The organism is Streptomyces sp. NPDC026206, assembly GCF_040638465.1.
Taxonomy (GTDB): Bacteria; Actinomycetota; Actinomycetes; order Streptomycetales; family Streptomycetaceae; genus Streptomyces.
Map to the genome: position 1 here is coordinate 23451 of NZ_JBEZYL010000020.1, position 21808 is coordinate 45258.

Genomic DNA, 21808 nt, shown 5'->3' on the forward strand with positions numbered 1-21808 from the left:
GCGTCAGTGACGGCTGCGGGCCGCTATGACCTCCTCCATCAGTGCGTGCAGCCGGGGCGAGGCGGCCAGCTCCTCCAGGGACAGCGGCCGGCCCGTGGCGTCGGCGACCGGCAGCCGCCAGTTCGGGTACTGGTCCCAGGTGCCCGGCAGGTTCTGCGGACGCCTGTCGCCGACCGCGTCCGGCAGCCAGATGCCGACCATCGCGGCGGGGGTGCGCAGCAGGAAGCGGTGCACGGCCTTGACCGCCCCCTCCTCGTCGCCCGGCCCCTCCGGGAGCAGCCCCAGCCGCCCGAAGAGGGCCAGCCACTCGGCGACGCCCATGGCGTCCTCCCGCTGTTCCGCCTCCAGCGGCCGGGTCAGCAGCCCCAGCCGGTGCCGCAGCTCGACGTGGTCGCCGGTGAGGCGGGCGGCGGTGCTCGGCAGGTCGTGCGTCGTGGCGGTGGCCAGGCAGCCGGGGCGCCAGCGCCCGGGCTCCAGCGGCCCGGGCCGGCTCCCGCCGCCCGCGTAGTCGCGCTCGAACCACAGCACCGAGGTGCCGAGCACCCCGCGCTCGGCCAGCGTCTCCCGGACGCCGGGCCCGACCGTGCCCAGGTCCTCGCCTATGACGGCGGCGCCGGCGCGGTGCGCCTCCAGCGCCAGGACGCCGAGCATGGCCTCGGGGTCGTAGCGCACATAGGCGCCGCGCCGGGGCTCGTAGCCCTGCGGCACCCACCACAGCCGGAACAGCCCCATCACATGGTCGATCCGCAGCGCCCCCGCGTGCCGCAGCAGGCCGCGCAGCAGCTCGCGGTACGGGGCGTAACCGGTGGCCGCGAGGGCGTCGGGGCGCCAGGGCGGCAGGCCCCAGTCCTGGCCCCGGGCGTTGAAGGCGTCGGGCGGGGCTCCGACGGACATCCCGGCAGCGAAGGCGTCCTGCTGGGCCCAGGCGTCGGCGCCGGAGGGGTGGACGCCCACGGCCAGGTCGTGGACCAGGCCCACGCGCATGCCGCCCTCGCGGGCCGCCCGCTGGGCCGCGGCCAGCTGCTGGTCGGTGAGCCAGGCGAGCCAGCAATGGAAGTCGACGCGCTCCAGCAGCTCGCCGCGGGCGCGGGCGGTCCTCGCCGAGCGCGGGTCCCGCAGGCCGGCGGGCCAGGACCGCCAGTCCGCGCCGTGCACCTCGGCGAGGGCGCACCACGTGGAGTGGTCGTCGAGGGCCTGGCCCTGTTCGGCGAGGAAGTCGCCGTAGGCGGCGCGGCGGCCGGGGCTCAGCGGCACGCTCCGCACCAGCTCCAGGGCCCGGCGCTTGAGGTCCCAGACCGCGTCGCGGTCGATCAGAGCGCCGCCGCGCAGCACGGCATCGCGCAGCTCGCCGGCGCGGGCCACCAGCCGGCCGGCCTCTTCGCGGCCGGCCCCGGTGAGGTAGGCGAACTCGGGGACCTCCTCGACGCGCAGATGGACCGGGTCGGGGAAGCGGCGGGAGGAGGGGCGGTAGGGCGAGGGGTCGGTGGGCGGGCCGGGCACGGCCGCGTGCAGGGGGTTGACCTGCACGAAGTCGGAACCGAAGGCGCGGCCCGACCAGGCGGCGAGCTCCGCGAGGTCGGCGAGGTCGCCCATGCCCCAGGAGCGGGCGGACAGCAGGGAGTAGAGCTGGACGAGGAAGCCGTGGCCGCGCCCGGGCGGCGCGGGGATCCGGTCGGGGGCGACGATCAGGGGCGCGCTCGCGGACCGCCCGTCGGGCGCCTGGGCGCGCAGCACGTGGCCGCCCGGCGGGAGGAGCTCGCCACCGGGCGCTCCCGCGGCCGCGTCCCAGTGGAGGGTCCGGCCGTCCTCGGTGTCGACGCGCAGCCGCGTGCCCTCGGGGAGCGACGGAAGACCGCGCGCGGAGCCGACGCGGAGCACGACCGTCGCCGGCAGCAGCCGCCCGCGCTCGGCCGCCTCACGCGCCGCCAGGGCGTCCTGGACGGCCCTGGGCGTGGAGGCGTCGACGCCCAGCGCGGCGAGGACCGCGACGACGGTGTCCTCGGAGACCCGGACGGCCTGCCCGGGAGCGGGCTCGTAGGAGGTGGCGACACCGTGCAGCTCGGCAAGGCGCGCTCTGCCCATCGGTACCTCCGTGGTCGCGTGGTCGCCCCCGTGCCGGACGCCTCTGCCCTACCCATGTGCCATGGCCGGCGACACCTCGCGTTGCGCCCGGCGAGCGCGTCCGGCCCCCGCGGATCGCGGGGCTGCCGGCGGGGCGCAGTGGGCAGCGCGGCGCCGAAGGGCACCGGCGGCACCTCCGAGGCGACCCGCACGACCTTCGGCGCCACCGCCAGGAAGGGGCAGTCCTCGCCCGGCCCCCGGCGCCGGGCCGCGTTCCCCGATGCCGGTCCGGCGTCTCTTCGGGGGACATTCGGCGTCTCTTCGGGGGACATGCGAAACGGTTCCGCTGCGCCCGCGCCGCCGGGCACGCGGGGCATTACCGGCAGTTCGGTCAGCCACGTTGACACGCTCCGCGCCTGGTGATGGGCTCGTCGCCCACGGGAGCGACACCTGGGGGCGCAAACACCTGGGGGCGAGGAGAAGGCCGTGCGGTTCCTGGGCGACGACCCCTCGTACGGAGGTCGTGGAGGCGACGTCATCCGGCCGGGGGCCGGCGACGGACCGCGGCCCCGCCGCGCCGTGGGCACCGGCCGCCTGGGCCCGGCCGCCGGACGCCCCCGGCGGGCCGGAGTCACCGTCCTGGCCGCCGCCCTCCTCGGCGGGCTGCTCGGCAGCGGCACCGACGCCTTCGCCGACCCCCGGCCCGGTGACGCCGCGGCCGCCGCCACCGGCTCGCCGGGCACCCCGGACCGGGACGGCGCCGGTGCCCTGCCGCCCGTGTGGCCACGTCCCCAGGCGGCACGCGCCCAGGGCTCGTACGCCCGGGTGGGTGACGAGGTCACCCTCATGGCCGAGCCGGGCACCGACCCGTACGCCATCGAGGCGCTCCGCGGCATCCTGCGCGGCCTGGGCGCCCGGACGGTCGTGGACGCCGAGCCGGGCGGCACCCCGCCGCCGAGCGGGCTGATCGTCTACGCGGGCGGGCGGGCGGCGCAGGACGCCCTGCGGGCGCTCGGCGCCCCGCCCGCGGACGACCTGCCCCCGGGCGGCTACCGCCTGGCCACCGGGGTGCTCGACGGCCGCCCGGCCGTGGCACTGGCCGGGCCCGGCGCGGACGGCCTCTTCCACGCGGCACAGACGCTGCGGCAGCTGGCGGTGGAGCGGGAAGGGGGCCACGCCTTCGCGGGGGCGGTGATCCGCGACTGGCCGGGCACGGCGGTGCGCGGGCTGACCGAGGGCTTCTACGGACAGCCCTGGTCGCACGAACAGCGCCTGGCACAGCTGGACTTCATGGGCCGCACCAAGCAGAACCGCTATCTCTACGCGCCCGGTGACGACCCGTACCGCCAGGCCCGCTGGCGCGCCCCCTACCCCGCGCGGCAGCGCGCCGCCTTCCGGGAGCTGGCCGAGCGCGCTCGGCGCAACCACGTGACGCTCGGCTGGGCGATCTCACCCGGGCAGGCGATGTGCTTCTCCTCCGCGGAGGACGTACGGGCCCTCAAGCGCAAGGCCGACGCCATGTGGGCGCTGGGCGTGCGCGCCTTCCAGCTGCAGTTCCAGGACGTCAGCTACAGCGAGTGGCACTGCGACGCGGACGCGGAGAGGTTCGGCTCCGGCCCGAAGGCGGCGGCCAGGGCCCAGGCCGAGGTCGCGGGCGCGCTGGCCGGGCACCTGGCGGGCAAGGGGCCGCAGGCGGCCCCGCTGTCGCTGCTGCCCACCGAGTACTACCAGGACGGCCGCACGGCCTTCCGGCGCGCGCTGGCCGACGCGCTCGATGCGCGCGTGGAGGTGGCGTGGACGGGCGTGGGGGTGGTGCCCAAGACCATCACCGGCGGCGAACTGGCCGCCGCCCGCGCGGCCTTCGGGCACCCGCTGATGACCATGGACAACTACCCGGTCAACGACTACGCGCAGGACCGCATCTTCCTGGGGCCCTACACCGGCCGCGAACCGGCGGTCGCCGCCGGTTCGACCGCGCTGCTCGCCAACGCCTCCGCGCAGCCGGCCGCGTCCCGCATCCCGCTGTTCACCGCCGCCGACTACGCCTGGAACCCGCGCGGCTACCGCCCCGACGAGTCCTGGCGCGCGGCCGTCGACGACCTCGCGGGCGGCGACGCCCGTACCCGCGAGGCCCTGCGGGCGCTGGCCGGCAACGACGCGTCCTCGGTGCTGGGCGGCGAGGAGTCGGCGTATCTGCGCCCGCTGCTGGACGACTTCCGCACGGCCCTGGCCGCGGCGGACCCCGCACGGCTCGACGCGGCCGCGGACCGGCTGCGCGCCGCGTTCGCCACCATGGCCGGCGCGCCCGTCCATCTCGCGCCCACGCTCGGGGGCGAGGTGGGGCCGTGGCTGGAGCAGCTCGGCCGGTACGGCGAGGCGGGCGCACGGGCCGTCGACATGCTCACCGCCCAGGCGCGCGGTGACGGCGCGGCGGCCTGGCGGGCCCAGCGGGACGTGCAGCGGCTGCGCGAGCGGATCGCGGCGGGCCGGGCGACCGTCGGCAAGGGCGTGCTGACCCCCTTCCTCGACGAGGCCCTCGCCAGGGCCAACGGCTGGACCGGCATCGACCGGCCGCTGCGCACCGCCGGCGACGCCACCGACGGCGACCCGGCGACCGCCGTGTTCCCGCGCCCGGGCGCCCCCCTGGCCGTCCGTCTGCCCGAGCCGCACCCGCTGACCGTGGTCACCCTGCTCACCGCGCCCGCGCCCGGCGTGCAGGGCACGGTCGAGGCGCACGACGCGGACCGCGGCTGGCAGGCTCTGGGGCCGGTGTCGGACAGCGGCTGGACGCAGGTGCCGGGCCGTGGAGTACGGGCGGACGGGCTGCGCGTCACGTGGAGCGGGGGCGGCGCGCCGCCCGCCGTGCACGAGATCAGCCCCTGGTTCGCCGACACTCCCCCCGCCGACTTCGAGCTCAGGCCCACGGACGCGGACGCCGAGATCGGCGGCCGGCCCGTGGCCGTGGAGGCGCGGATGATCAACCGGCGCCCGGAGACGGTCCGTGAGCGCCTCACCGTCCGGGCGCCCGGGGGCGTCGGCGTCAAGGCACCGGCGGAGCTGACCGTGGCGCGCGGGGGCGTGGCCACCGCCCGCATCGAGCTGTCGGTGCCGGCGGGCACGCCGGCCGGGGTCCTCACCGTGCCGGTCACCCTGGCGGGCCAGGAGCGGACCGTGACCGTGCGGGCGTATCCGCCGTCCGGGGGGCCGAACCTGGCGCGGGGGGCGCGGGCGACGTCCTCGGGCGACGAGACGGCCCGCTTCCCGGCCCCGGCGGCCGTCGACGGCGACCCGCGCACCCGCTGGTCCTCGGCGCACACCGACGGCGCCTGGTGGCAGCTGGAGCTGGCCCGTCCGGTGCGGCTGGGGCGCCTGGTGCTGCACTGGCAGGAGGCGCACCCCCTGCGCTACCGCGTCCAGGTCTCGCCGGACGGGCGGACCTGGCGGGACGCGGCGCTGGTCACCGACGGCAAGGGCGGCGTGGAGTCGGTGCGCATGGATGCGCCGGACGCGCGCTTCGTGCGGGTCCAGGGCGAGAAGCGGGCCACGCGCTTCGGCTACTCGCTGTGGGAGGTCGAGGCGTACGCGGTGCGGGAGGCCGGCGGCTCCGGACGGTGACCGGGGCCGGGGTCCGGGCGGGCCTCCGGGCCATCGCCGTGTACGCGCGCGGCCCCATGGAACAGACCGCACAACGATGGCCCGGAGGCCTCAGGCGGAGATGCCGTCGATCCGGGCCATCGCGTCCTCCGCGCCGTATGCCTGCAAGTACGGCAGCCAGCGCGGATCCCTATGGCCGGTGCCGATGATCCGCCATGCCAGGCCGGACGGCGGTGCCGGCTGATGGCGCAGCCGCCAGCCCAGCTCGGAGACGTGCCGGTCGGCCTTGACGTGATTGCAGCGGCGGCAGGCCGCCACCACGTTCTCCCAGGCGTGCTGGCCGCCGCGGCTGCGCGGGACGACGTGATCGACGCTGGTTGCGACGCCACCGCAGTACGCGCAGCGCCCGCCGTCCCGGGCGAACAGAGCCCGGCGGGTGAGCGGGACGGGGCCCCGAAAGGGCACCCTCACAAAGCGCTTCAGACGGACGACGCTCGGGGCGGGGATGGTGCAGGTAGCGCTGTGCAGATAGGCGCCGGAGTCCTCGAGGCTGATGGCCTTCTCATTGAGGACGAGTATGAGCGCGCGGCGGAGCGGTACGACGCCGAGCGGCTCGTACGACGCGTTGAGGACCAGGACATGCGGCACGGGTGCCTCCTTGTACGCCGGCGGCGCGTGGCTCGCGCCGGGACGATCTCCTGCAAGTGTCCCCTGGCCCCTGGCAGAAGCGCCACCATCCACAGGTAACGGGTCTCAGGTGTTTTGGCGCACACCTCGCAGCTCACCTCAACCAACCACGGCCATCACCGCGCAAGAACTGCCCCATCTCGAACACAACAGCGGAGCAGCCGGTCTGCCCCGTTAGTGTGGTGGGTCTGCCCGCACCGCTCCTCGCCGCGGGCGTAGTCCCACACCGGAGGGTTCCTGCTGTGTTCTGGTCCGCTGCCCTGGCTGCAGACTCGACGCCCCGTCCCTCGTCCCTGGACGAGGCGCAACGGACGGCGAACGACGCCGCGGGCTGGGTCGAAGAGAACTGGTCCGTCTGGCTCAGCAACGGCCTGCGCATCATCCTGATCATCGTGATCGCGGTCGCCGCGCGATCGCTGATCCGCCGCGCCATCACCAAGCTCATCGCCCGTATGAACCGCACCGCCCAGGGCATCGACGGCACGGCTCTGGGCAGCCTGCTCGTCAACGCCGAGCGGCGGCGGCAGCGCTCGGAGGCCATCGGCTCGGTGCTCCGTAGCGTCGCCTCGTTCCTGATCATGGGAACGGCGTCCCTGACCGTGCTCTCGGTGCTGAAGATCAACCTCGCTCCGCTGCTGGCCAGCGCCGGTGTGGCGGGTGTCGCCATCGGTTTCGGCGCCCGGAACCTGGTCACCGACTTCCTCTCGGGCGTCTTCATGATCCTTGAGGACCAGTACGGCGTGGGCGACGAGGTCGACGCGGGCGTCGCCACCGGCACCGTCATCGAGGTCGGCCTGCGCGTCACCAAGCTGCGCGGGGCCAACGGCGCCATCTGGTACGTGCGCAACGGCGAGGTCAAGCGCATCGGCAACCTCAGCCAGGGCTGGGCCATGGCCGAGGTCGACGTCACGCTGCGCTACGACGAGGACCTGGACCGGGCCCGCGCGGTCATCGCGACGGCGGGCGAGGAGATGGCCAAGGAAGCGCCGTGGACCGAGCGGATCTGGGCGCCGGTGGAGGTCATGGGCCTGGACTCCGTCACCCTCGACTCGGTGGTCGTCCGCGTGCAGGCCAAGACCATGCCGGGCTGCGCGGCGGGCGTCGAGCGCGAGCTGCGGTGGCGGATCAAGCAGGCGCTGGACGCGCAGGGGATCCGCATGGGGGCGCCGCTGCCCGCGGCGCCGCAGGAGGAGCTCACGCCGCTCACCGACGCCTCGGCGAACGTCGCCGCCCCCTCGGCCCTGAACAACCCCGCCTCCCCGCAGGCACAGGCCACGACGCCGATACCGGCGGTGCCGGCGCCGGCCCCGGTGCCGCCGGGCGCGACGCTCGGCAAGTAGCGGGCCCCGCCGTCACTGCCACGGAGGGCTCCCTCACCGCCGATGTGGTGAGGGAGCCCTCCGGCTTTCGGCGCCCCGGGCGTCAGTGGTCCTGGAAGACCTTGTCCAGGAACCCGTCCACGTTGGCCCGCATCCGCTCCAGCCGCTCCTCGACCGAGAGCGACTCCTTGTACCGCATCGACATCAGCGGCACCTTCTTGCCGCGCACGTACAGCGGACAGGCCAGGTCCGCGCACATGTAGGCGCCGACCGTATTGCCCTCGCGCCCGGAGGCGCCCACCCTGCGGGCGGCCAGCAGGGAGACGCCCGAGCCGGGGTGCCCGGTCATGCACAGCGAGCACATGGTGGTCTTCGTCAGGCTGCGCGGGCCGCCCTGCGGCACGCGCAGGGTGACGCCGGTCGGCTCGCCGGCCCGCTCGGCCACCAGATAGCCGCGGTCCGGCGCGCCCGGGTCGCGCCAGCCGAGGAAGTCCAGGTCGGCCCAGGGGAGATCGGCCAGGGTGCGGGGCAGGCTGATCCTGCGGGCCTCGCCCTTCGAGCAATTGACAAAGGAGGCGCGTATGTCCGCGTCGCCGAGTGGTTCCATGGCACGGGAAACTAACAGCGGGGCGCATCCGGCGTCGCATGGTTTTCCGCCCCGGCCCGGGCGACGCGCCGGTCCGGACCTATTGACGGTCGCGTTGACGTGCACATACCTTCCCTTCAGCGATTGGAAAGTTTCTTTACAGAGCGGCGTCGCAGGACGCCGCCGAAGGGCGGGGCAGAGCCATGGCAGGAACCGGAATCCCCGGGACCCCCAGCGTCCTGCGGGCCATGAACGATCGTGCGGCACTCGATCTGCTCGTCGCCCACGGCACCCTGACCCGCACCCGTCTCGGCGAGCTGACCGGCCTGTCCAAGCCCACCGCCTCCCAGTTGCTGGCCCGGCTGGAGACCGCCGGGCTGGTCCGTGCCGTCGGCAACGTCACCGGCCGCCCCGGCCCCAACGCGCAGCTGTACGAGGTGAACCCGGCCGTCGCGCACGTCGCCGCCCTCGCCGTCGACGAGCTGGGCATCACGGCGGCCGTCGCCGACATCACCGGCACCGTCGTCGCGGAGCACCGCGTCGAGGCGGAGGCCATGGCCGAGGACGTCCGGCACCGGACCACCGGACTGGTGACCGAGGCGGTCGACGGAGCGCTGGCCGCCGCCGGGCTCCCCCGCAGCGCCCTGCACCGCACGGTCATCGGCACGCCCGGCGCCCTCGACCCGCGCACGGGGACGCTGCGCTACGCGCCGCACCTGCCCGGCTGGCACTCGGGCACTCTGCGCGGCGAGCTGGCCGGGGCCCTCGGCACGCCCGTCGCCATCGAGAACGACGTCAACCTCGCCGCGGTCGCCGAACAGCACGTCGGCGCCGCGCGGGACGCCGAGGACTATGTGCTCGCCTGGATCGACGAGGGCGTCGGCGCCGCGATCGTGCTCGACGGCAGACCGCTGCGCGGCGCGACGGGCGGCGCCGGCGAGATCGGCTACATGCCCCTGCCCGGGGCGCCGCTGGCGCGCGGCGGGCCGGAGGCCACCATCGTCCCCGACGGCGGGGGCGGCTTCCAGAGGCTCGTGGGCTCCCCCACCGTGCTCCTCCTGGCCCGCGAGCGCGGCATCGACGCCCCCACGGTGACCGCGGCACTGGCCGCCGCGGGACGGACCCCGGGGGCGGGCGACGAGCTCTTCGCGGAGCTGGCGGCGCGCATCGCCACCGGGCTCGCCGCCGTCGTCGCGGTCGTCGACCCCGCGCTCGTCGTGCTCTCCGGCGAGGTCTGCCAGGCCGGGGGCGAGCGGCTGCGCGCGCTGGTCGAGCAGGAGATGACCGGGCTCGCGCTGCCCCGGCCGCAGCTGCGGCTGAGCACGGTCGAGGGCTCCCCCATCCTCATCGGCGCGCTGCGCACCGCGCTCGCGGCCGCCCGCGACACCGTCTTCGACACGGCTTGACCTGGACCGCCTGACCCGCACCGCCTCCCCCACACCGCCTGCCCCGCCCCGTTCCACAGCGACACTTCCCTACCTTCCCCTGCCGCAAAGGAAGTTCCGCCATGCCACGAACGCGAGACCACCGCGCGAGAGCCGCGGCCGTCTCCCTGCTCATGACCGCGGCCCTGCTCCTGGCGGCCTGCGCCAATCCGGCCACCGGCAGCGACCGGGACGACCCCACCCGGCCCGTCACGCTCAGGTTCTGGCACGGCTGGTCGGAGAAGAACGAGGTCAAGGCCGTCGACGCCGCCATAGCCCGGTTCGAGGAGCGCCACCCCAACATCCACGTGAAAGCCACCGGCAACGTCACCGACGCCACCGTGAACCAGGCCCTGCGGGCGGGCGGCGACGACGCGCCCGACGTCGTGTCGTCCTTCACCACCGACAACGTGGGGCAGTACTGCTCGACGGGCATGTGGGCCGATCTCGACCCCTTCCTGCGCAAGTCCGGCCTCGACAAGGCCGAGATCTTCCCGAGGACGCTGCTGGACTACACCGGCTACCGCGGCACCCAGTGCGCCCTGCCGCTGCTCGCCGACGCCTACGGGATGTACTACAACAAGGACGCCTTCGAGAAGGCGGGCATATCCCGGCCGCCGCGCACCATGTCCGAATTCAAGGCGGCGGCCGTCAAACTCACCGAACGGACGGCTGACGGCTCGTACCGGCAGCTGGGATTCATGCCCAACTTCCGCTTGTACGAGAACAGTCCGGACCGGCTCCTCGCCCAGTGGGGGCCCCGGTATTTCGACGACAACGGCAGGTCCCGGCTCTCCCGGGAACCCGCGGCGCGGCAGTTCTTCGGCGTCCAGCGGGATCTGATCACCTCACTCGGCGGCTACAGCGCGCTGGAGACCTTCCGCACCACCTTCGGCGACGAGATGTCCTCGCAGAACGCCTTCCTGACCGGAAAGCTGGCCATGCACCTGGACGGCTCGTGGCGCGGCCTGATGCTCGCCGACGCCGGGCCGGGCTTCCGGTGGGACACCGCCCCGATGCCCGTGCCGGACGACCGGGCCGATACGTACGGGCGCGGATACCTGACCGGGACGGTCGCGGGAATAGCGCACAGCAGCAAGCACCAGAACGCTGCCTGGGAACTGGTGAAATTCCTGACGGCCGACACCGACCAGGTGGTCGCCTTCGCGAACGCGATCCACAACGTGCCGTCCACCAAAGCCGCGCTCGCCTCACCGCGGCTCAACGCCGACCCGGCCTTCCGCACCTTCATCGGCATCGCCCGCAACCCGCACAGCACCTCCATGCCCGCCTCGGTCAACGGCGGGATGTACATCACCGCCCTGCAGGACTTCGCGTACGACGTCGAGGCGGGCAAGGTCGGTGACCTGGACGAAGGGCTGCGCGCACTCGACCGGCGCATAGACGCCGACATCCTCCAGTCCGCCAACTGACGAAAGCCGAGCCATGGCCCTCCTCCCCACCGCGCCGGAGCTGCGCCGCAAGGCCGCCCGGCGGCGGCTGCGCACCCTCGGCTTCCTCTCCCCCTGGCTGGCCGGCTTCAGCGTCTTCTTCGGCTATCCGCTGATCGCCACCGTCTACTTCTCCTTCATGCACTACAACCAGATCCAGGCCCCCACCTTCGTGGGCCTGCGCAACTGGACGTACGTGCTGCGCCAGATGCCGCTCTTCGGGCCCGCCCTGTGGAACACGCTGTGGCTCGTGGTGGTCATGGTGGCGCTGCGGGTCGCCTTCGGGCTCGGCGTCGGCCTGCTGGTCACCAAGGTCAAGTCGGGGGCCGGCTTCTTCCGCACGGCCTTCTACCTGCCCTACCTCGCCCCGCCCGTGGCCGCGACCGTCGCCTTCGTCTTCCTGCTCAACCCGGGGACGGGGCCGGTCAACGAGGTCCTCTCCACGCTCGGCATCCCCGCTCCCAACTGGTTCAACGACCCCACCTGGGCCAAGCCGTCGCTGGTCATGCTGTCGCTGTGGGGCATCGGCGACCTCATGGTGATCTTCATGGCCGCGCTGCTGGACGTGCCCAGGGAGCAGTACGAGGCCGCCGAGCTCGACGGCGCGGGCGCCTTCAGGAAGTTCCGCTACGTCACCTGGCCGTCGATCACCCCGATCGTGATGTTCGCGGTCGTGACGGGCGTGGTGCAGACGATGCAGTACTACACGCAGGCCCTCGTCGCCGGAAAGCTCGCCTCCGGCGTCAGCGTCGGCCCGGGCTCGGTGATCCAGCCCGGCTACCCCGACCACTCCACCCTCACCGTGCCGCAACTCGTCTATTCGCTGGGATTCCAGAATTTCAACACCGGCGCCGCGTGCGTGCTCTCGCTCGTGCTCTTCGCCATCGCCATGACCGTGACCTCCCTGCTGATGCGCAGAAGCGCCGGCCTTCTGACGGCGGAGGACTGAGCCATGACGACCCGCAGACGCGCCCTGCACTGGATAGCCGTGCACACCACTGCCGTCGCCGCCGCCCTGTTCTTCGTGCTGCCCTTCGTCTTCGTCTTCCTCACCTCCGTCATGAGCGACGAGCAGGCAATGAGCGGCGAGCTGTGGCCCCACGAGTGGCACTGGTCCAATTACGCGGACGTCTTCAACACCCCCGGCTTCGCCGACTGGTGGCGCAATTCGCTGCTGTACGCGGGGCTGGGCACCCTGTTCACCGTGTGCTCGTCCCTACCGGTCGCCTATGCGCTCGCGAAATTCCGGTTCCGTGGCCGCCGCCCGGCGATGCTGCTGGTGATCTCCACGATGATGCTGCCGCCCCAGGCCGTCGTCGTGCCGATGTACCTGGTGTGGGCCCAGCAGCTGCACCTGTCGGGGTCACTGTGGCCGCTCATCATTCCGATGGCCTTCGGGGACGCGTACTCCATCTTCCTGCTGCGGCAGTTCCTGCTGACCATTCCCGGCGAATACCTGGAGTCGGCGAAGGTCGACGGCTGCGGCGAGCTGGGCACGCTGCTGCGCATCGTCGTGCCGATGGCGAGGCCGGGCATCGCCGCGGTCGCACTGTTTCAGTTCTTCTACTGCTGGAACGATTACTTCGGGCCGCAGATCTACGCGGCCCAGAACCCGGGCGCGTGGACCCTCTCGTACGGCCTGGAGTCGTTCAAGAGCGCCCACAGCGTCAACTGGAATCTGACCATGGCCGCGACGCTGCTCGTCATGGCACCGGTCGTCCTCGTTTTCTTCTTCGCTCAGAAGGCCTTCGTCGAAGGCGTCACTCTCACCGGAGTAAAGGGCTGATGTCCATGAGGCTCGTATGAAGCTCGCAGTGGTCGGCGGAGGCTCGACCTACACCCCCGAACTCGTGGACGGCTTCGCCCGGCTGCGCGATGTGCTGCCGGTGGAGGAGCTGGTCCTGGTCGACCCGGCAGCCGACCGGCTCGAACTGGTCGGCGCCCTGGCCCGGCGCATCTTCGCCCGGCAGGGCCACCCCGGCCGCATCACCTGGACCGCCGACCTCGACGCGGGCGTCGACGGTGCGGACGCCGTGCTGCTCCAGCTGCGCGTGGGCGGGCAGGCGGCCCGCGAACAGGACGAGACCTGGCCCCTGGAGTGCGGCTGCGTCGGCCAGGAGACGACGGGCGCCGGCGGCCTCGCCAAGGCGCTGCGCACGGTCCCGGTGGTGCTCGGCATCGCCGAGCGCGTACGCCGCCGCAACCCCGCGGCCTGGATCGTGGACTTCACCAACCCCGTCGGGATCGTCACCCGCGCCCTGCTGACGGCCGGGCACCGGGCGGTCGGCCTGTGCAACGTGGCCATCGGCTTCCAGCGGAAGTTCGCCGGGCTCCTCGGTGTGACGCCGCCGGAGGTGTCGCTGGGGCACGTGGGCCTGAACCACCTCACCTGGGAACGGTCGGTGCACGTCGGCGGCCGGGACGTGCTGCCGGAGCTGCTCGCCGGGCACGGCGACGCCATCGCGGCCGACCTGCGCATGCCGCGCGAGCTGCTGGACCGGCTGGGGGTCGTGCCCTCCTACTACCTGCGGTACTTCTATCAGCACGACGCGGTCGTACGGGAGCTGCGCACCAAGCCCTCGCGGGCCGCCGAGGTGGCCGCGATGGAGCGGGAGCTGCTGGCCCTCTACGGCGACCCGGCGCTGGACGAGAAGCCGGAGCTGCTGGCCGAGCGGGGCGGCGCCTTCTACTCGGAGGCGGCCGTGGCGCTCACCTCCTCGCTGCTGGCGGGCACCGGTGACGTCCAGGTGGTCAACACCTTCAACCACGGCACCCTGCCCTTCCTCCCCGACGACGCGGTGATCGAGGTGCCTGCAACGGTGGACGCACAGGGAGCGCGTCCCTTGCCGGTGCGCCCCCTGGAGCCGCTGTACGCCGGGCTGGTCGCAGGCGTCACCGCGTACGAGCTGCTGGCGCTGGAAGCCGCTCTGAAGGGCGGGCGGAACCGGGTGTTCGAGGCGCTGCTGGCCCATCCCCTGGTCGGCCAGACCGAGTACGCGGACAAGCTGACCGACGAGCTCGTCGCCCACAACCGGGAGCATCTCGCGTGGGCCTGATCGTGGCGATGGACGCCGGCAACAGCAAGACCGACGTGGCCGTCGTCGGCTCCGACGGCACGGTGTACGGCACGGCCCGCGGCGGTGGCTTCCAGCCGCAGGCGGTGGGCGTCGAACCCGCCGTCGACGTACTGCAGTCGCTCGCCGCCGAGGCGGAGGCCGAAGCGCTGGGCGAGCTCCGGCCGCCCCTGCGCATCGGGCACGTCTCGGCCTGTCTGGCCAACGCCGACTTCCCGGTGGAGGAGGAGCGGCTGTCGGCCGAGCTCTCACGCCGGAACCGGGCCGCCGCCGTCTCCCCCACCGTCGAGGTGGTCAACGACACCTTCGCGCTGCTGCGCGCGGGCCTGCCCGACGAGGGCGAGCCGGCGGGCGTCGCCGTGGTGTGCGGCGCGGGCATCAACTGCTCGGGACTGGCGCCGGGCGGCCGCACCGCCCGCTTCGCCGCGGTCGGCCGGATCTCCGGCGACTGGGGCGGCGGCGGGCACCTGGCCGAGGAGGCGCTGTGGTGGGCGGCGCGGGCGGAGGACGGGCGCGGCGGGCCGACGGCCCTCGCGCGGGAGCTGCCCGCCCACTTCGGGCTGCGCACCATGCTGGAGCTGATCGAGGCCCTGCACCTGGGGCGGATCGAGCGGCAGCGCCGCCATGAGCTGACCCCGGTGCTCTTCGCCGTGGCCGCCGCCGGCGACGCGGTGGCCCGTGCGATCGTCGAGCGGCAGGCGGATGAGGTCGTCGGCATGGCGGCGGCCGCCCTGGCCCGGCTGGACCTGCTGGACGCGGACGTACCGGTGGTCCTGGGCGGCGGTGTGCTGGCGGCCCGCCACCCGCTGCTGCACGAGCGGGTGGTGGAACTGCTCGCCGTCCGCGCCCCCCGGGCCGTGCCGTGCGTGGTCACGGCGCCGCCCGTGCTGGGCGCCGCGCTGCTGGCGTTCGACCGCGCCGGGGCGGCGCCCGCCGCGTACGCGCGGTTGCGCGCTCACTACGCGCGGGCGTGACCCGGCTCCCGGGGGCGGCGGGATCCGGCCGCCCCTCGGTTTTCCGGGCACTTCGGGTCGTACGGGAACCGAACCGGCACTGTCGCACGTGGAGGGGAGGGAAGGCCGGCACGAACACCCGGCGAGGATCGCGCTCCGAACAAGATCAAGGCACGATGGGTGTGTTTGTCAGTCCCTGCGGCCATACTGCTGGCCGGGCACCTGTTCCCCGTCGTTCCCGGGGGTGACGGGCCGCCGCCGGCGACCAAGGGGGGGGTCACGTGTCACAACCGCAGCCGGACCCGGCCGCGCGGCGCACCGCGTGGCACGAGGGTCTGGAGCGACTGAGAGCCGCGGCCACGACCGAGCCGGGCAGGCTGCGCATCATCGGAGCCGTACTGGCGGCGCTGCTGGTGGTGTTCGGGGCGGTCACCGCCTGGCAGGTCAGTGACCGGTCCGCGGCCGCGGACGCCGTCGTCGGCCACAGCCAGCCGCTGAGCGCGGACGCCGCCGACATCTACCGCTCCCTCGCCGACGCCGACACCGCCGCCGCGGGCGGCTTCCTCGCCGGCGGGCAGGAGCCCCGGACGGTCCGGCAGCGATACGAGAAGGACATCTCCCTCGCCTCGCAACTGCTGGTGAAGGCAGCCGCCAACGCCGACCCCACGGACCCGGCGGGCCGGCAGATAGCCCGGCTCAACGAGCAACTTCCCGTCTACACCGGCCTCGTGGAGTCCGCCCGCGTCAACAACCGGCAAGGCCTGCCGCTGGGCGGCGCCTATCTGCGCTACGCCAGCGATCGGATGCGCGAGGAGCTGCTGCCCGCCGCCCGCGCGCTGTACGAGACCGAGACCGGCCGGCTCGGCTCCGACTACGGCGACGCCAAGGCACTGCCGTGGGCGGCGTTCGCCACCGGGGTGGCGGCCCTCGGCGCGCTGGGCTGGGCGCAGCGCCGCAACTACCTGCGCACCCACCGCGTCCTCAACCACGGCCTGCTGGCCTCGACCGCCGCCGCCACGGTGCTGCTGCTGTGGCTGGCCGTGGGGCACGGCCTGGCCCGGGCGGGCATGACCGACTCCTACGAGCACGGGGCCAGGTCCCTCCAGGTGCTCAACGAGGCCCGGATCGCCGCCCTCCAGGCGCGGGGCGACGAGAGCCTGACCCTCGTGGCACGTGGCGCCGTACTCACGCCGCAGGGCTCCGACGCGTACGAGGCGAGCTACGGGGCGGGCATGCGCAAGCTCGTCGGGGGCGACGGCGCCTTTGCCGGCGGCCCGGCCCGGGGCAGTCTGCTGGACCGGGCGCGGTCGCTGGCGGACGGCACCGCGGGCGGCGAGCCGGTGGCCTCGGCCATCGAGAACGTACGGCAGTGGCAGCAGCGGCACCACGACGCCCGCGCCCTGGACGACAACGGGTACTACGAGCGGGCGCTGCCGAAGGTGATCGGCGAGAGGAGCAGCACCGGCGAGTCGTTCGACCGGGTGGACACCGGGCTGCGCCAGGCCCTGGCCCACGAACAGCGCGAGTTCCGGCGGTCGGCCGACGACGGGCGCGGCGCCCTGGCGGGCCTGGCCGCCGGTGCCGTCGTGCTGGCCGTGCTGGGCGCCGCGGGCGCGGCGCTCGGCATCGGGCGCAGGCTCTCGGAGTACCGGTGACAGAGGGAGGCGGGCAGATGCGCGGGCGGGCCGGCAAGAGGTTCGGGGCAGCGGCCGCCGCCGCCCTGTGCACGGTGGCTGTCGCGGCCGTGACGGCGCTGTCGCCGTCCTCCGCGGCGCAGCACACAGCCGCACCGCCGGCGACGGCCGTCAGGGCTCCGGCCGCCTGCACCACGCCGGAGGCGAGCCTGCGGCCGTCGACGGCCGACGGGCCGGCCGTGCAGCGCATCAAGAGCCGCGGCCGCCTCATCGCCGGCGTCGACCAGAACAGCTACCGCTGGGGGTACCGCAACCCGGCCACCCGTGAGCTCAGCGGCTTCGACATCGACCTCGTGCGGGCCATCGCCAAGGCCGTCCTCGGCGACCCCGACAAGGTCACCTTTCTGGCGATCCCCACGAACCAGCGCATACCCGCCCTGGAAAAGGGCAAGGTGGACATCATCGCGCGCACGATGACCATCAACTGTGACCGGATCCGGCAAGTCGCCTTCTCCACGGCCTACTTCGAGGCCGGCCAGCAGGTGCTGGTCCCCGAGGGTTCACCGGTCACGGCGTTCGACGACACCTTGAAGGGGAAGAAAGTCTGTACGGCCAAAGGATCCACGGGCGAGAGCGAGCTGAAGAGCGAGTCGCACGGCGCCTCCGTGCTGACCGTCCCCAATCAGCTCGACTGCCTCGTGCGGCTCCAGCTGGGACAGGTCGACGCGGTGATCACCGACAGCGCCCTGGCCGCCGGACAGGCGGCCCAGGACCCGTCCGTGCGACTCGTCGGCAAACCGTTCACCACCGAGTCCTACGGCGTGGCGATGAACCTCAAGGACACGGACCTGGTACGCCGGGTCAACGCAGTACTGGACGACTACCGCCGGGGCGGCGACCAGAGTGCCTGGATGCAGGCCTACCGCAAGTGGCTGGAGCACGGCCTCAGGGGCATCACCGCCCCGCCGGAACCGAAGTACAAGGACTGACGGGACACGAAGGGCTGGCAGCACACCGAGAGCTGACGGGGTACCCGGCACCGGGACCGGCAAGGACTACCGTTCACAGCGTTCGTGCGCGGCGCGCGCCGCGCACAGGAGAGGGGATCGATGGCGGTCGCAGGGCCCACCGGGCCGGCCTTGAGCCGCGAGGAGGTGGACCGTGCGCTGGCCGGGCTCGGCGCGGAGCACGAGGCCGTCGAGTCCTCGCTGCTCGCCCTCCAGGACCACGCCGGCAGGCGCCTGCTGGAGGGCGCGGAGCTGACCGGCGCCACCAAGAACCGGTGGGCGGTCACCGAAGCGCTCATCACCCAGCTGTGGGTGTACTTCGACGCCTACACCGACGCGCTGGAGGCGGCCCGTGAGCTGCGCGCCCGGCGCCGCTGGCCCACCCCGGGCGAACTGTCCGAGCTCACCGGCCTGCTGCGCGGCACCGCCCTGACCCTGCCCGCCGGCCCGCCGACCGCCACCCTGACGGCCCTGGGCGGCCCGGCCCGGCTCAGCGAGCGGCTGAGCCTGCAGGACCTCGTCGACCGGATGAACGGCTGGTACGCCCAGGCCCTGGACGTGGTGGTCATGGCCGACGCCGTCTGGTCCGCGCTGCCCGCCCGCATCGACCTGCTCGGCGCCGAGCTGCAGCGCACCCGGGCCCTGGCCCACTCGGTGGGCGTGCGCCCCGGCGAGCACCCCGCGGGCGACGACCTGGAGCAGATCGCCCACGAGCTGGCCGCCCTGCGGTGCGAGGTGATATCGGATCCGCTCGTCTTCTGGAGCGGCCCCTCCCCCAGCTCCGCGCCCGGCGACGGCCGCCCCGACACCGGCCGCTACGACCGCGCCGCCCGCGCCCTCGACGAGGTGCGGCGGGAGGTGGAGGCCGTCCTGGACGTGCGCCAGGACGCCGAGCAGCGGCTGATGCGCGTACGCGACCTGCTCTCGCGCGCCGACCGCACCCTGGGCGAGGCCCGGCAGGCCCGCGTCGAGGTCCTCTCGAAGATCGCCGCATCCGAGGTGCCCGCCGTCTCCGGCCCGCCGACCGTGCTCTACGAACAGCTGTCGGTGGCCTCCGAGCACCGCAGACGGGCGCAGTGGCACCGGCTCTCCCCGCTCCTGGAGGGACTGGAGCAGCGTGCCGAGGAGGAGCTGCTGCGCGCCCGCGAATCGCTGACGGCGGTGACCGCGCCCCTGGCGGTGCGGGCCGAGCTGCGCGGCCGCCTCGACGCGTACAAGGCGAAGGCGTCCCGGCTCGGGCTGGCGGAGGACGCCTTCGTCATCGAGCGGTACGACACGGCGCGGCGGATGCTGTGGAGCGCGCCCTGTGACCTGTTCGCCGCGGAACAGGCCGTCCTGCGCTTCCAGCAGGCCCTGGCCGGGGCCCTGGCCCCGCCGGCCGCCGGATCCGCCGTTCCGGGCACCGCCGACCGCAGGGGGGAACCATGACCGGCACCAGCTGCCAGCGGCCGGAGTGCGCCGGCTCGTACGAGGACGTCGGCAGCGGCGAGCTGTACTGCGACACGTGCGGGCTCGCCCCGGTCGTCTCACCGGGCGGGCAGGTCTCCTCGCCGGCGACAGGGGTCACCCGCGCGGGCGGCAGGGACGGCTGCGCCGGGTCCGTGCCGGGATCCGGCCCGGGGCCCTCCTCAGGGTCCGCGTCAGGGTCTTCGTCGGGCTCCTCCCGTTCCTCGTCGCGCTCCTCACGCTCGTCCTCCTCGCGCTCGTCGTCGTCCCGCCGGTCGGTGTCGGGGCGGCTGTCGCGGTCCCTGACCGGCGGCTCCGAGGGCACCGCGGCGCCGTCGGTGTCGGTGCGCAGCCGGCCCTCGAGCGCTGCCTCCTCCGGGCGCAACAGACTCGGCGCGGGCCTGGTCAGCGTGCCCGGCGTGCCCCGCCCCGAGCCGCGCTCGGCGGTGCTGGAGAACCCGGAGGTGCCCGAGCGCAAGCGGTTCTGCAGCAGGAGCGACTGCGGCGCGCCCGTGGGGCGTTCGCGCGCCGACCGGCCCGGACGCACGGAGGGCTTCTGCACCAAGTGCGGCCACCCCTACTCCTTCGTGCCGAAGCTGCACCCGGGCGATGTGGTGCACGGCCAGTACGAGGTGGCGGGCTGTCTCGCGCACGGCGGCCTCGGCTGGATCTACCTGGCGATCGACCGCGCGGTCTCCGACCGGTGGGTGGTCCTGAAGGGCCTGCTGGACACGGGGGACGAGGACGCGCTGGCGGCCGCCGTCTCCGAGCGGCGCTTCCTCGCGGAGATCGAGCACGCGAACATCGTCCGCATCTACAACTTCGTCGAGCACCTCGACCAGCGCACCGGCAGCCTCGACGGCTACATCGTCATGGAGTACGTCGGCGGCAAGTCGCTCAAGGAGATCGCCAACGAGCGGCGCAGGCCGGACGGGCGCCGGGACCCGCTGCCGGTGGAGCGGGCGTGCGCGTACGGCATCGAGGCGCTGGAGGCGCTCGCCCACCTGCACAGCCGCAACCTGCTGTACTGCGACTTCAAGGTCGACAACGCCATCCAGCAGCAGGACCGGCTCAAGCTCATCGACATGGGCGCGGTCCGCCGGATGGACGACCACGACAGCCCCATCTACGGCACGGTCGGCTACCAGGCCCCCGAGGTCGGGGAGGTGGGCCCGTCCGTCGCCTCCGACCTGTACACGGTGGCGCGCACGCTCGCCGTGCTCACCTTCGACTTCCAGGGCTACACGAACGTCTTCTCGGACAGCCTGCCCGACCCGGAGAACATCGACGTCTTCTCCCGCTACGAGTCCTTCTACCGGCTGCTCGTACGGGCCACCGACCCCGATCCGGCGCGCCGCTTCGCCTCCGCCGACGAGATGGCGGACCAGCTGACGGGCGTGCTGCGGGAGATCGTGGCGCTGCAGACGGGCTCGCCGCGGCCGGCGGTCTCCACGCTGCTCGGACCGGAGCCGCGGGTGGTGGACACCGTGCTCTTCGCGGCGGGCACCGACGACGTCTCGGCGCTGGGTGCCCGGGAGACGGGCCGCCCGAGCGGCAGGAGGACCAAGGGATCCGCCCCGGCCCTGATTCCGGCCCAGCCGGCCGGTGGCAGGCCGGCCGTGGCCGCCGTCGCCCCGCTCGATGCCCGCGCCACCGCCCTGGCCCTGCCGCTGCCCCGCATCGACGCGGCCGATCCCAACGCGGGCTTCCTCGCGGGCCTGCTCGCCTCCCAGCCCAACGAGCTGTACACCGCCCTGCAGGCGGCGCCGTCCGACTCCCCGGAGCTGCGGCTGCGCCGCGTACGGGCCCAGCTGGAGCTCGGCGAGGACGGCCCGGCGGGGCAGGCGGTCACCGCGCTGGAGGCCGCGCGGCCCGACGACTGGCGCACCATCTGGTACCGGGGCCTGCACGCGCTGGCCACCGGCGACCACGAGCGGGCCGCGCTGTCCTTCGACGCCGTCTACGACGCGTTCCCCGGCGAGCCCGCGCCGAAGCTGGCGCTCGGCGTGTGCGCGGAGGTGCTCGGACAGCTGGACAACGCCGCCGAGTACTACCGTCTGGTGTGGGCCACGGACCCGAGCTTCGTCAGCGCCGCCTTCGCCCTGGCCCGGGTGCGGCTGGCCGCGGGCGACCGCGAGGGCGCGGTGCGGGCGCTGGAGTCCGTACCGGAAGCCTCCATTCACTACACGGCGGCGCGGGTCGCAGCGGTACGGGCCCGGCTGCGGCAGCGCTCCCCGCACGATCCGCTGCTGGCGGACCTGCGGGCCGCCGCCGGACAGGTGGAGCGGCTCGCGGACTTCGGGCTGGACGCGGTGCGGCGCGAGCGGCTGTCGGCGGAGGTGCTGGGCACCGCGCTGGACTGGGTGCTCGCCGGCGGCCGGGGGGCGCCGGACGGCACCGCCGGGCCGCCGGGCCCGGCCGTGCTGCTCGGCAGCGCGCTGGACGAGCGGGGGCTGAGGTTCGGGCTGGAGCGCTCGTACCGCGTGCTCGCGCGCCTGGCCCAGCGCGGTGAGGAACGGATCGAACTGGTGGAGCGGGCCAACCGTTACCGCCCCAGGACATGGGTGTGATC

The 21808-nt window shown here is 74.2% G+C and carries 15 protein-coding genes; 12 read left to right on the forward strand and 3 right to left on the reverse strand.

Annotated features, from left to right (window positions below; translation table 11 throughout):
* Window positions 1–3: 3 nt before the first annotated feature.
* The gene (gene malQ, locus AB0F13_RS23875; protein ID WP_362085838.1) at window positions 4–2082 is read right to left on the reverse strand and encodes a 4-alpha-glucanotransferase; all 2079 of its coding nucleotides are present in this window, start codon (window positions 2080–2082) and stop codon (window positions 4–6) included.
* Window positions 2083–2547: 465 nt separating this feature from the next.
* Between malQ and AB0F13_RS23880 the strand changes: the two genes are divergently transcribed.
* Window positions 2548–5676 (forward strand): beta-N-acetylglucosaminidase domain-containing protein, encoded by a 3129-nt coding sequence (locus AB0F13_RS23880; RefSeq protein ID WP_362085841.1) that lies wholly within the window; start codon window positions 2548–2550, stop codon window positions 5674–5676.
* A 90-nt stretch (window positions 5677–5766) separates the two neighbouring features.
* Here the strand turns inward: AB0F13_RS23880 and AB0F13_RS23885 are convergent, their stop codons facing one another.
* Complete coding sequence (locus AB0F13_RS23885) at window positions 5767–6303, reverse strand: HNH endonuclease (RefSeq protein WP_071964240.1); 537 nt, start codon at window positions 6301–6303, stop codon at window positions 5767–5769.
* A 281-nt stretch (window positions 6304–6584) separates the two neighbouring features.
* On the opposite strand from AB0F13_RS23885, the gene AB0F13_RS23890 reads away from it, so the two are divergent.
* On the forward strand, window positions 6585–7682 hold the full coding sequence (locus AB0F13_RS23890) for a mechanosensitive ion channel family protein (protein WP_362085844.1): 1098 nt from the start codon (window positions 6585–6587) through the stop codon (window positions 7680–7682).
* Between the two features lie 82 nt (window positions 7683–7764).
* Here AB0F13_RS23890 and AB0F13_RS23895 read toward each other — a convergent pair whose 3' ends face one another.
* On the reverse strand, window positions 7765–8268 hold the full coding sequence (locus tag AB0F13_RS23895; RefSeq protein WP_362085847.1) for an FBP domain-containing protein: 504 nt from the start codon (window positions 8266–8268) through the stop codon (window positions 7765–7767).
* 227 nt (window positions 8269–8495) lie between these two features.
* On the opposite strand from AB0F13_RS23895, the gene AB0F13_RS23900 reads away from it, so the two are divergent.
* From AB0F13_RS23900 to AB0F13_RS23945, 10 genes are all read left to right on the forward strand, one after another.
* A complete protein-coding gene (locus AB0F13_RS23900; RefSeq protein WP_362085850.1) occupies window positions 8496–9653 on the forward strand; it encodes an ROK family transcriptional regulator in 1158 nt (385 codons plus the stop codon).
* 101 nt (window positions 9654–9754) lie between these two features.
* Window positions 9755–11104: an ABC transporter substrate-binding protein gene (locus AB0F13_RS23905; RefSeq protein WP_362085853.1), complete on the forward strand. Its 1350-nt coding sequence runs from the start codon at window positions 9755–9757 to the stop codon at window positions 11102–11104.
* Window positions 11105–11117: 13 nt separating this feature from the next.
* Complete coding sequence (locus AB0F13_RS23910) at window positions 11118–12071, forward strand: sugar ABC transporter permease (protein WP_362085856.1); 954 nt, start codon at window positions 11118–11120, stop codon at window positions 12069–12071.
* A gap of 3 nt (window positions 12072–12074) precedes the next feature.
* Window positions 12075–12908, forward strand: a complete 834-nt coding sequence (locus AB0F13_RS23915) for a carbohydrate ABC transporter permease (protein ID WP_362085859.1) — start codon at window positions 12075–12077, stop codon at window positions 12906–12908.
* 16 nt (window positions 12909–12924) lie between these two features.
* Window positions 12925–14178, forward strand: coding sequence for a 6-phospho-beta-glucosidase (locus AB0F13_RS23920; RefSeq protein ID WP_362085862.1), 1254 nt, complete (start codon window positions 12925–12927; stop codon window positions 14176–14178).
* 8 nt (window positions 14179–14186) lie between these two features.
* On the forward strand, window positions 14187–15170 hold the full coding sequence (locus AB0F13_RS23925) for a BadF/BadG/BcrA/BcrD ATPase family protein (protein WP_362086015.1): 984 nt from the start codon (window positions 14187–14189) through the stop codon (window positions 15168–15170).
* A 260-nt stretch (window positions 15171–15430) separates the two neighbouring features.
* Window positions 15431–16804: a hypothetical protein gene (locus tag AB0F13_RS23930; protein ID WP_362085865.1), complete on the forward strand. Its 1374-nt coding sequence runs from the start codon at window positions 15431–15433 to the stop codon at window positions 16802–16804.
* 17 nt (window positions 16805–16821) lie between these two features.
* A complete protein-coding gene (locus AB0F13_RS23935) occupies window positions 16822–17772 on the forward strand; it encodes a glutamate ABC transporter substrate-binding protein (RefSeq protein WP_362085868.1) in 951 nt (316 codons plus the stop codon).
* Window positions 17773–17892: 120 nt separating this feature from the next.
* Window positions 17893–19218, forward strand: coding sequence for a hypothetical protein (locus AB0F13_RS23940; RefSeq protein WP_362085871.1), 1326 nt, complete (start codon window positions 17893–17895; stop codon window positions 19216–19218).
* Window positions 19215–21806, forward strand: a complete 2592-nt coding sequence (locus AB0F13_RS23945) for a tetratricopeptide repeat protein (RefSeq protein WP_362085874.1) — start codon at window positions 19215–19217, stop codon at window positions 21804–21806. The genes AB0F13_RS23940 and AB0F13_RS23945 overlap by 4 nt, the downstream gene beginning before the upstream one ends.
* Window positions 21807–21808 lie beyond the last annotated feature (2 nt).

Bases quoted from the DNA above. Each gene is read 5' to 3' on its own strand.
- AB0F13_RS23945 (WP_362085874.1), top strand. From the start codon at position 19,215: ATGACCGGCACCAGCTGCCAGCGGCCGGAGTGCGCCGGCTCGTACGAG.
- malQ (WP_362085838.1), bottom strand. From the start codon at position 2,082: ATGGGCAGAGCGCGCCTTGCCGAGCTGCACGGTGTCGCCACCTCCTAC.
- AB0F13_RS23935 (WP_362085868.1), top strand. From the start codon at position 16,822: ATGCGCGGGCGGGCCGGCAAGAGGTTCGGGGCAGCGGCCGCCGCCGCC.
- AB0F13_RS23920 (WP_362085862.1), top strand. From the start codon at position 12,925: ATGAAGCTCGCAGTGGTCGGCGGAGGCTCGACCTACACCCCCGAACTC.
- AB0F13_RS23915 (WP_362085859.1), top strand. From the start codon at position 12,075: ATGACGACCCGCAGACGCGCCCTGCACTGGATAGCCGTGCACACCACT.
- AB0F13_RS23905 (WP_362085853.1), top strand. From the start codon at position 9,755: ATGCCACGAACGCGAGACCACCGCGCGAGAGCCGCGGCCGTCTCCCTG.
- AB0F13_RS23940 (WP_362085871.1), top strand. From the start codon at position 17,893: ATGGCGGTCGCAGGGCCCACCGGGCCGGCCTTGAGCCGCGAGGAGGTG.
- AB0F13_RS23925 (WP_362086015.1), top strand. From the start codon at position 14,187: ATGGACGCCGGCAACAGCAAGACCGACGTGGCCGTCGTCGGCTCCGAC.
- AB0F13_RS23895 (WP_362085847.1), bottom strand. From the start codon at position 8,268: ATGGAACCACTCGGCGACGCGGACATACGCGCCTCCTTTGTCAATTGC.
- AB0F13_RS23900 (WP_362085850.1), top strand. From the start codon at position 8,496: ATGAACGATCGTGCGGCACTCGATCTGCTCGTCGCCCACGGCACCCTG.
- AB0F13_RS23910 (WP_362085856.1), top strand. From the start codon at position 11,118: ATGGCCCTCCTCCCCACCGCGCCGGAGCTGCGCCGCAAGGCCGCCCGG.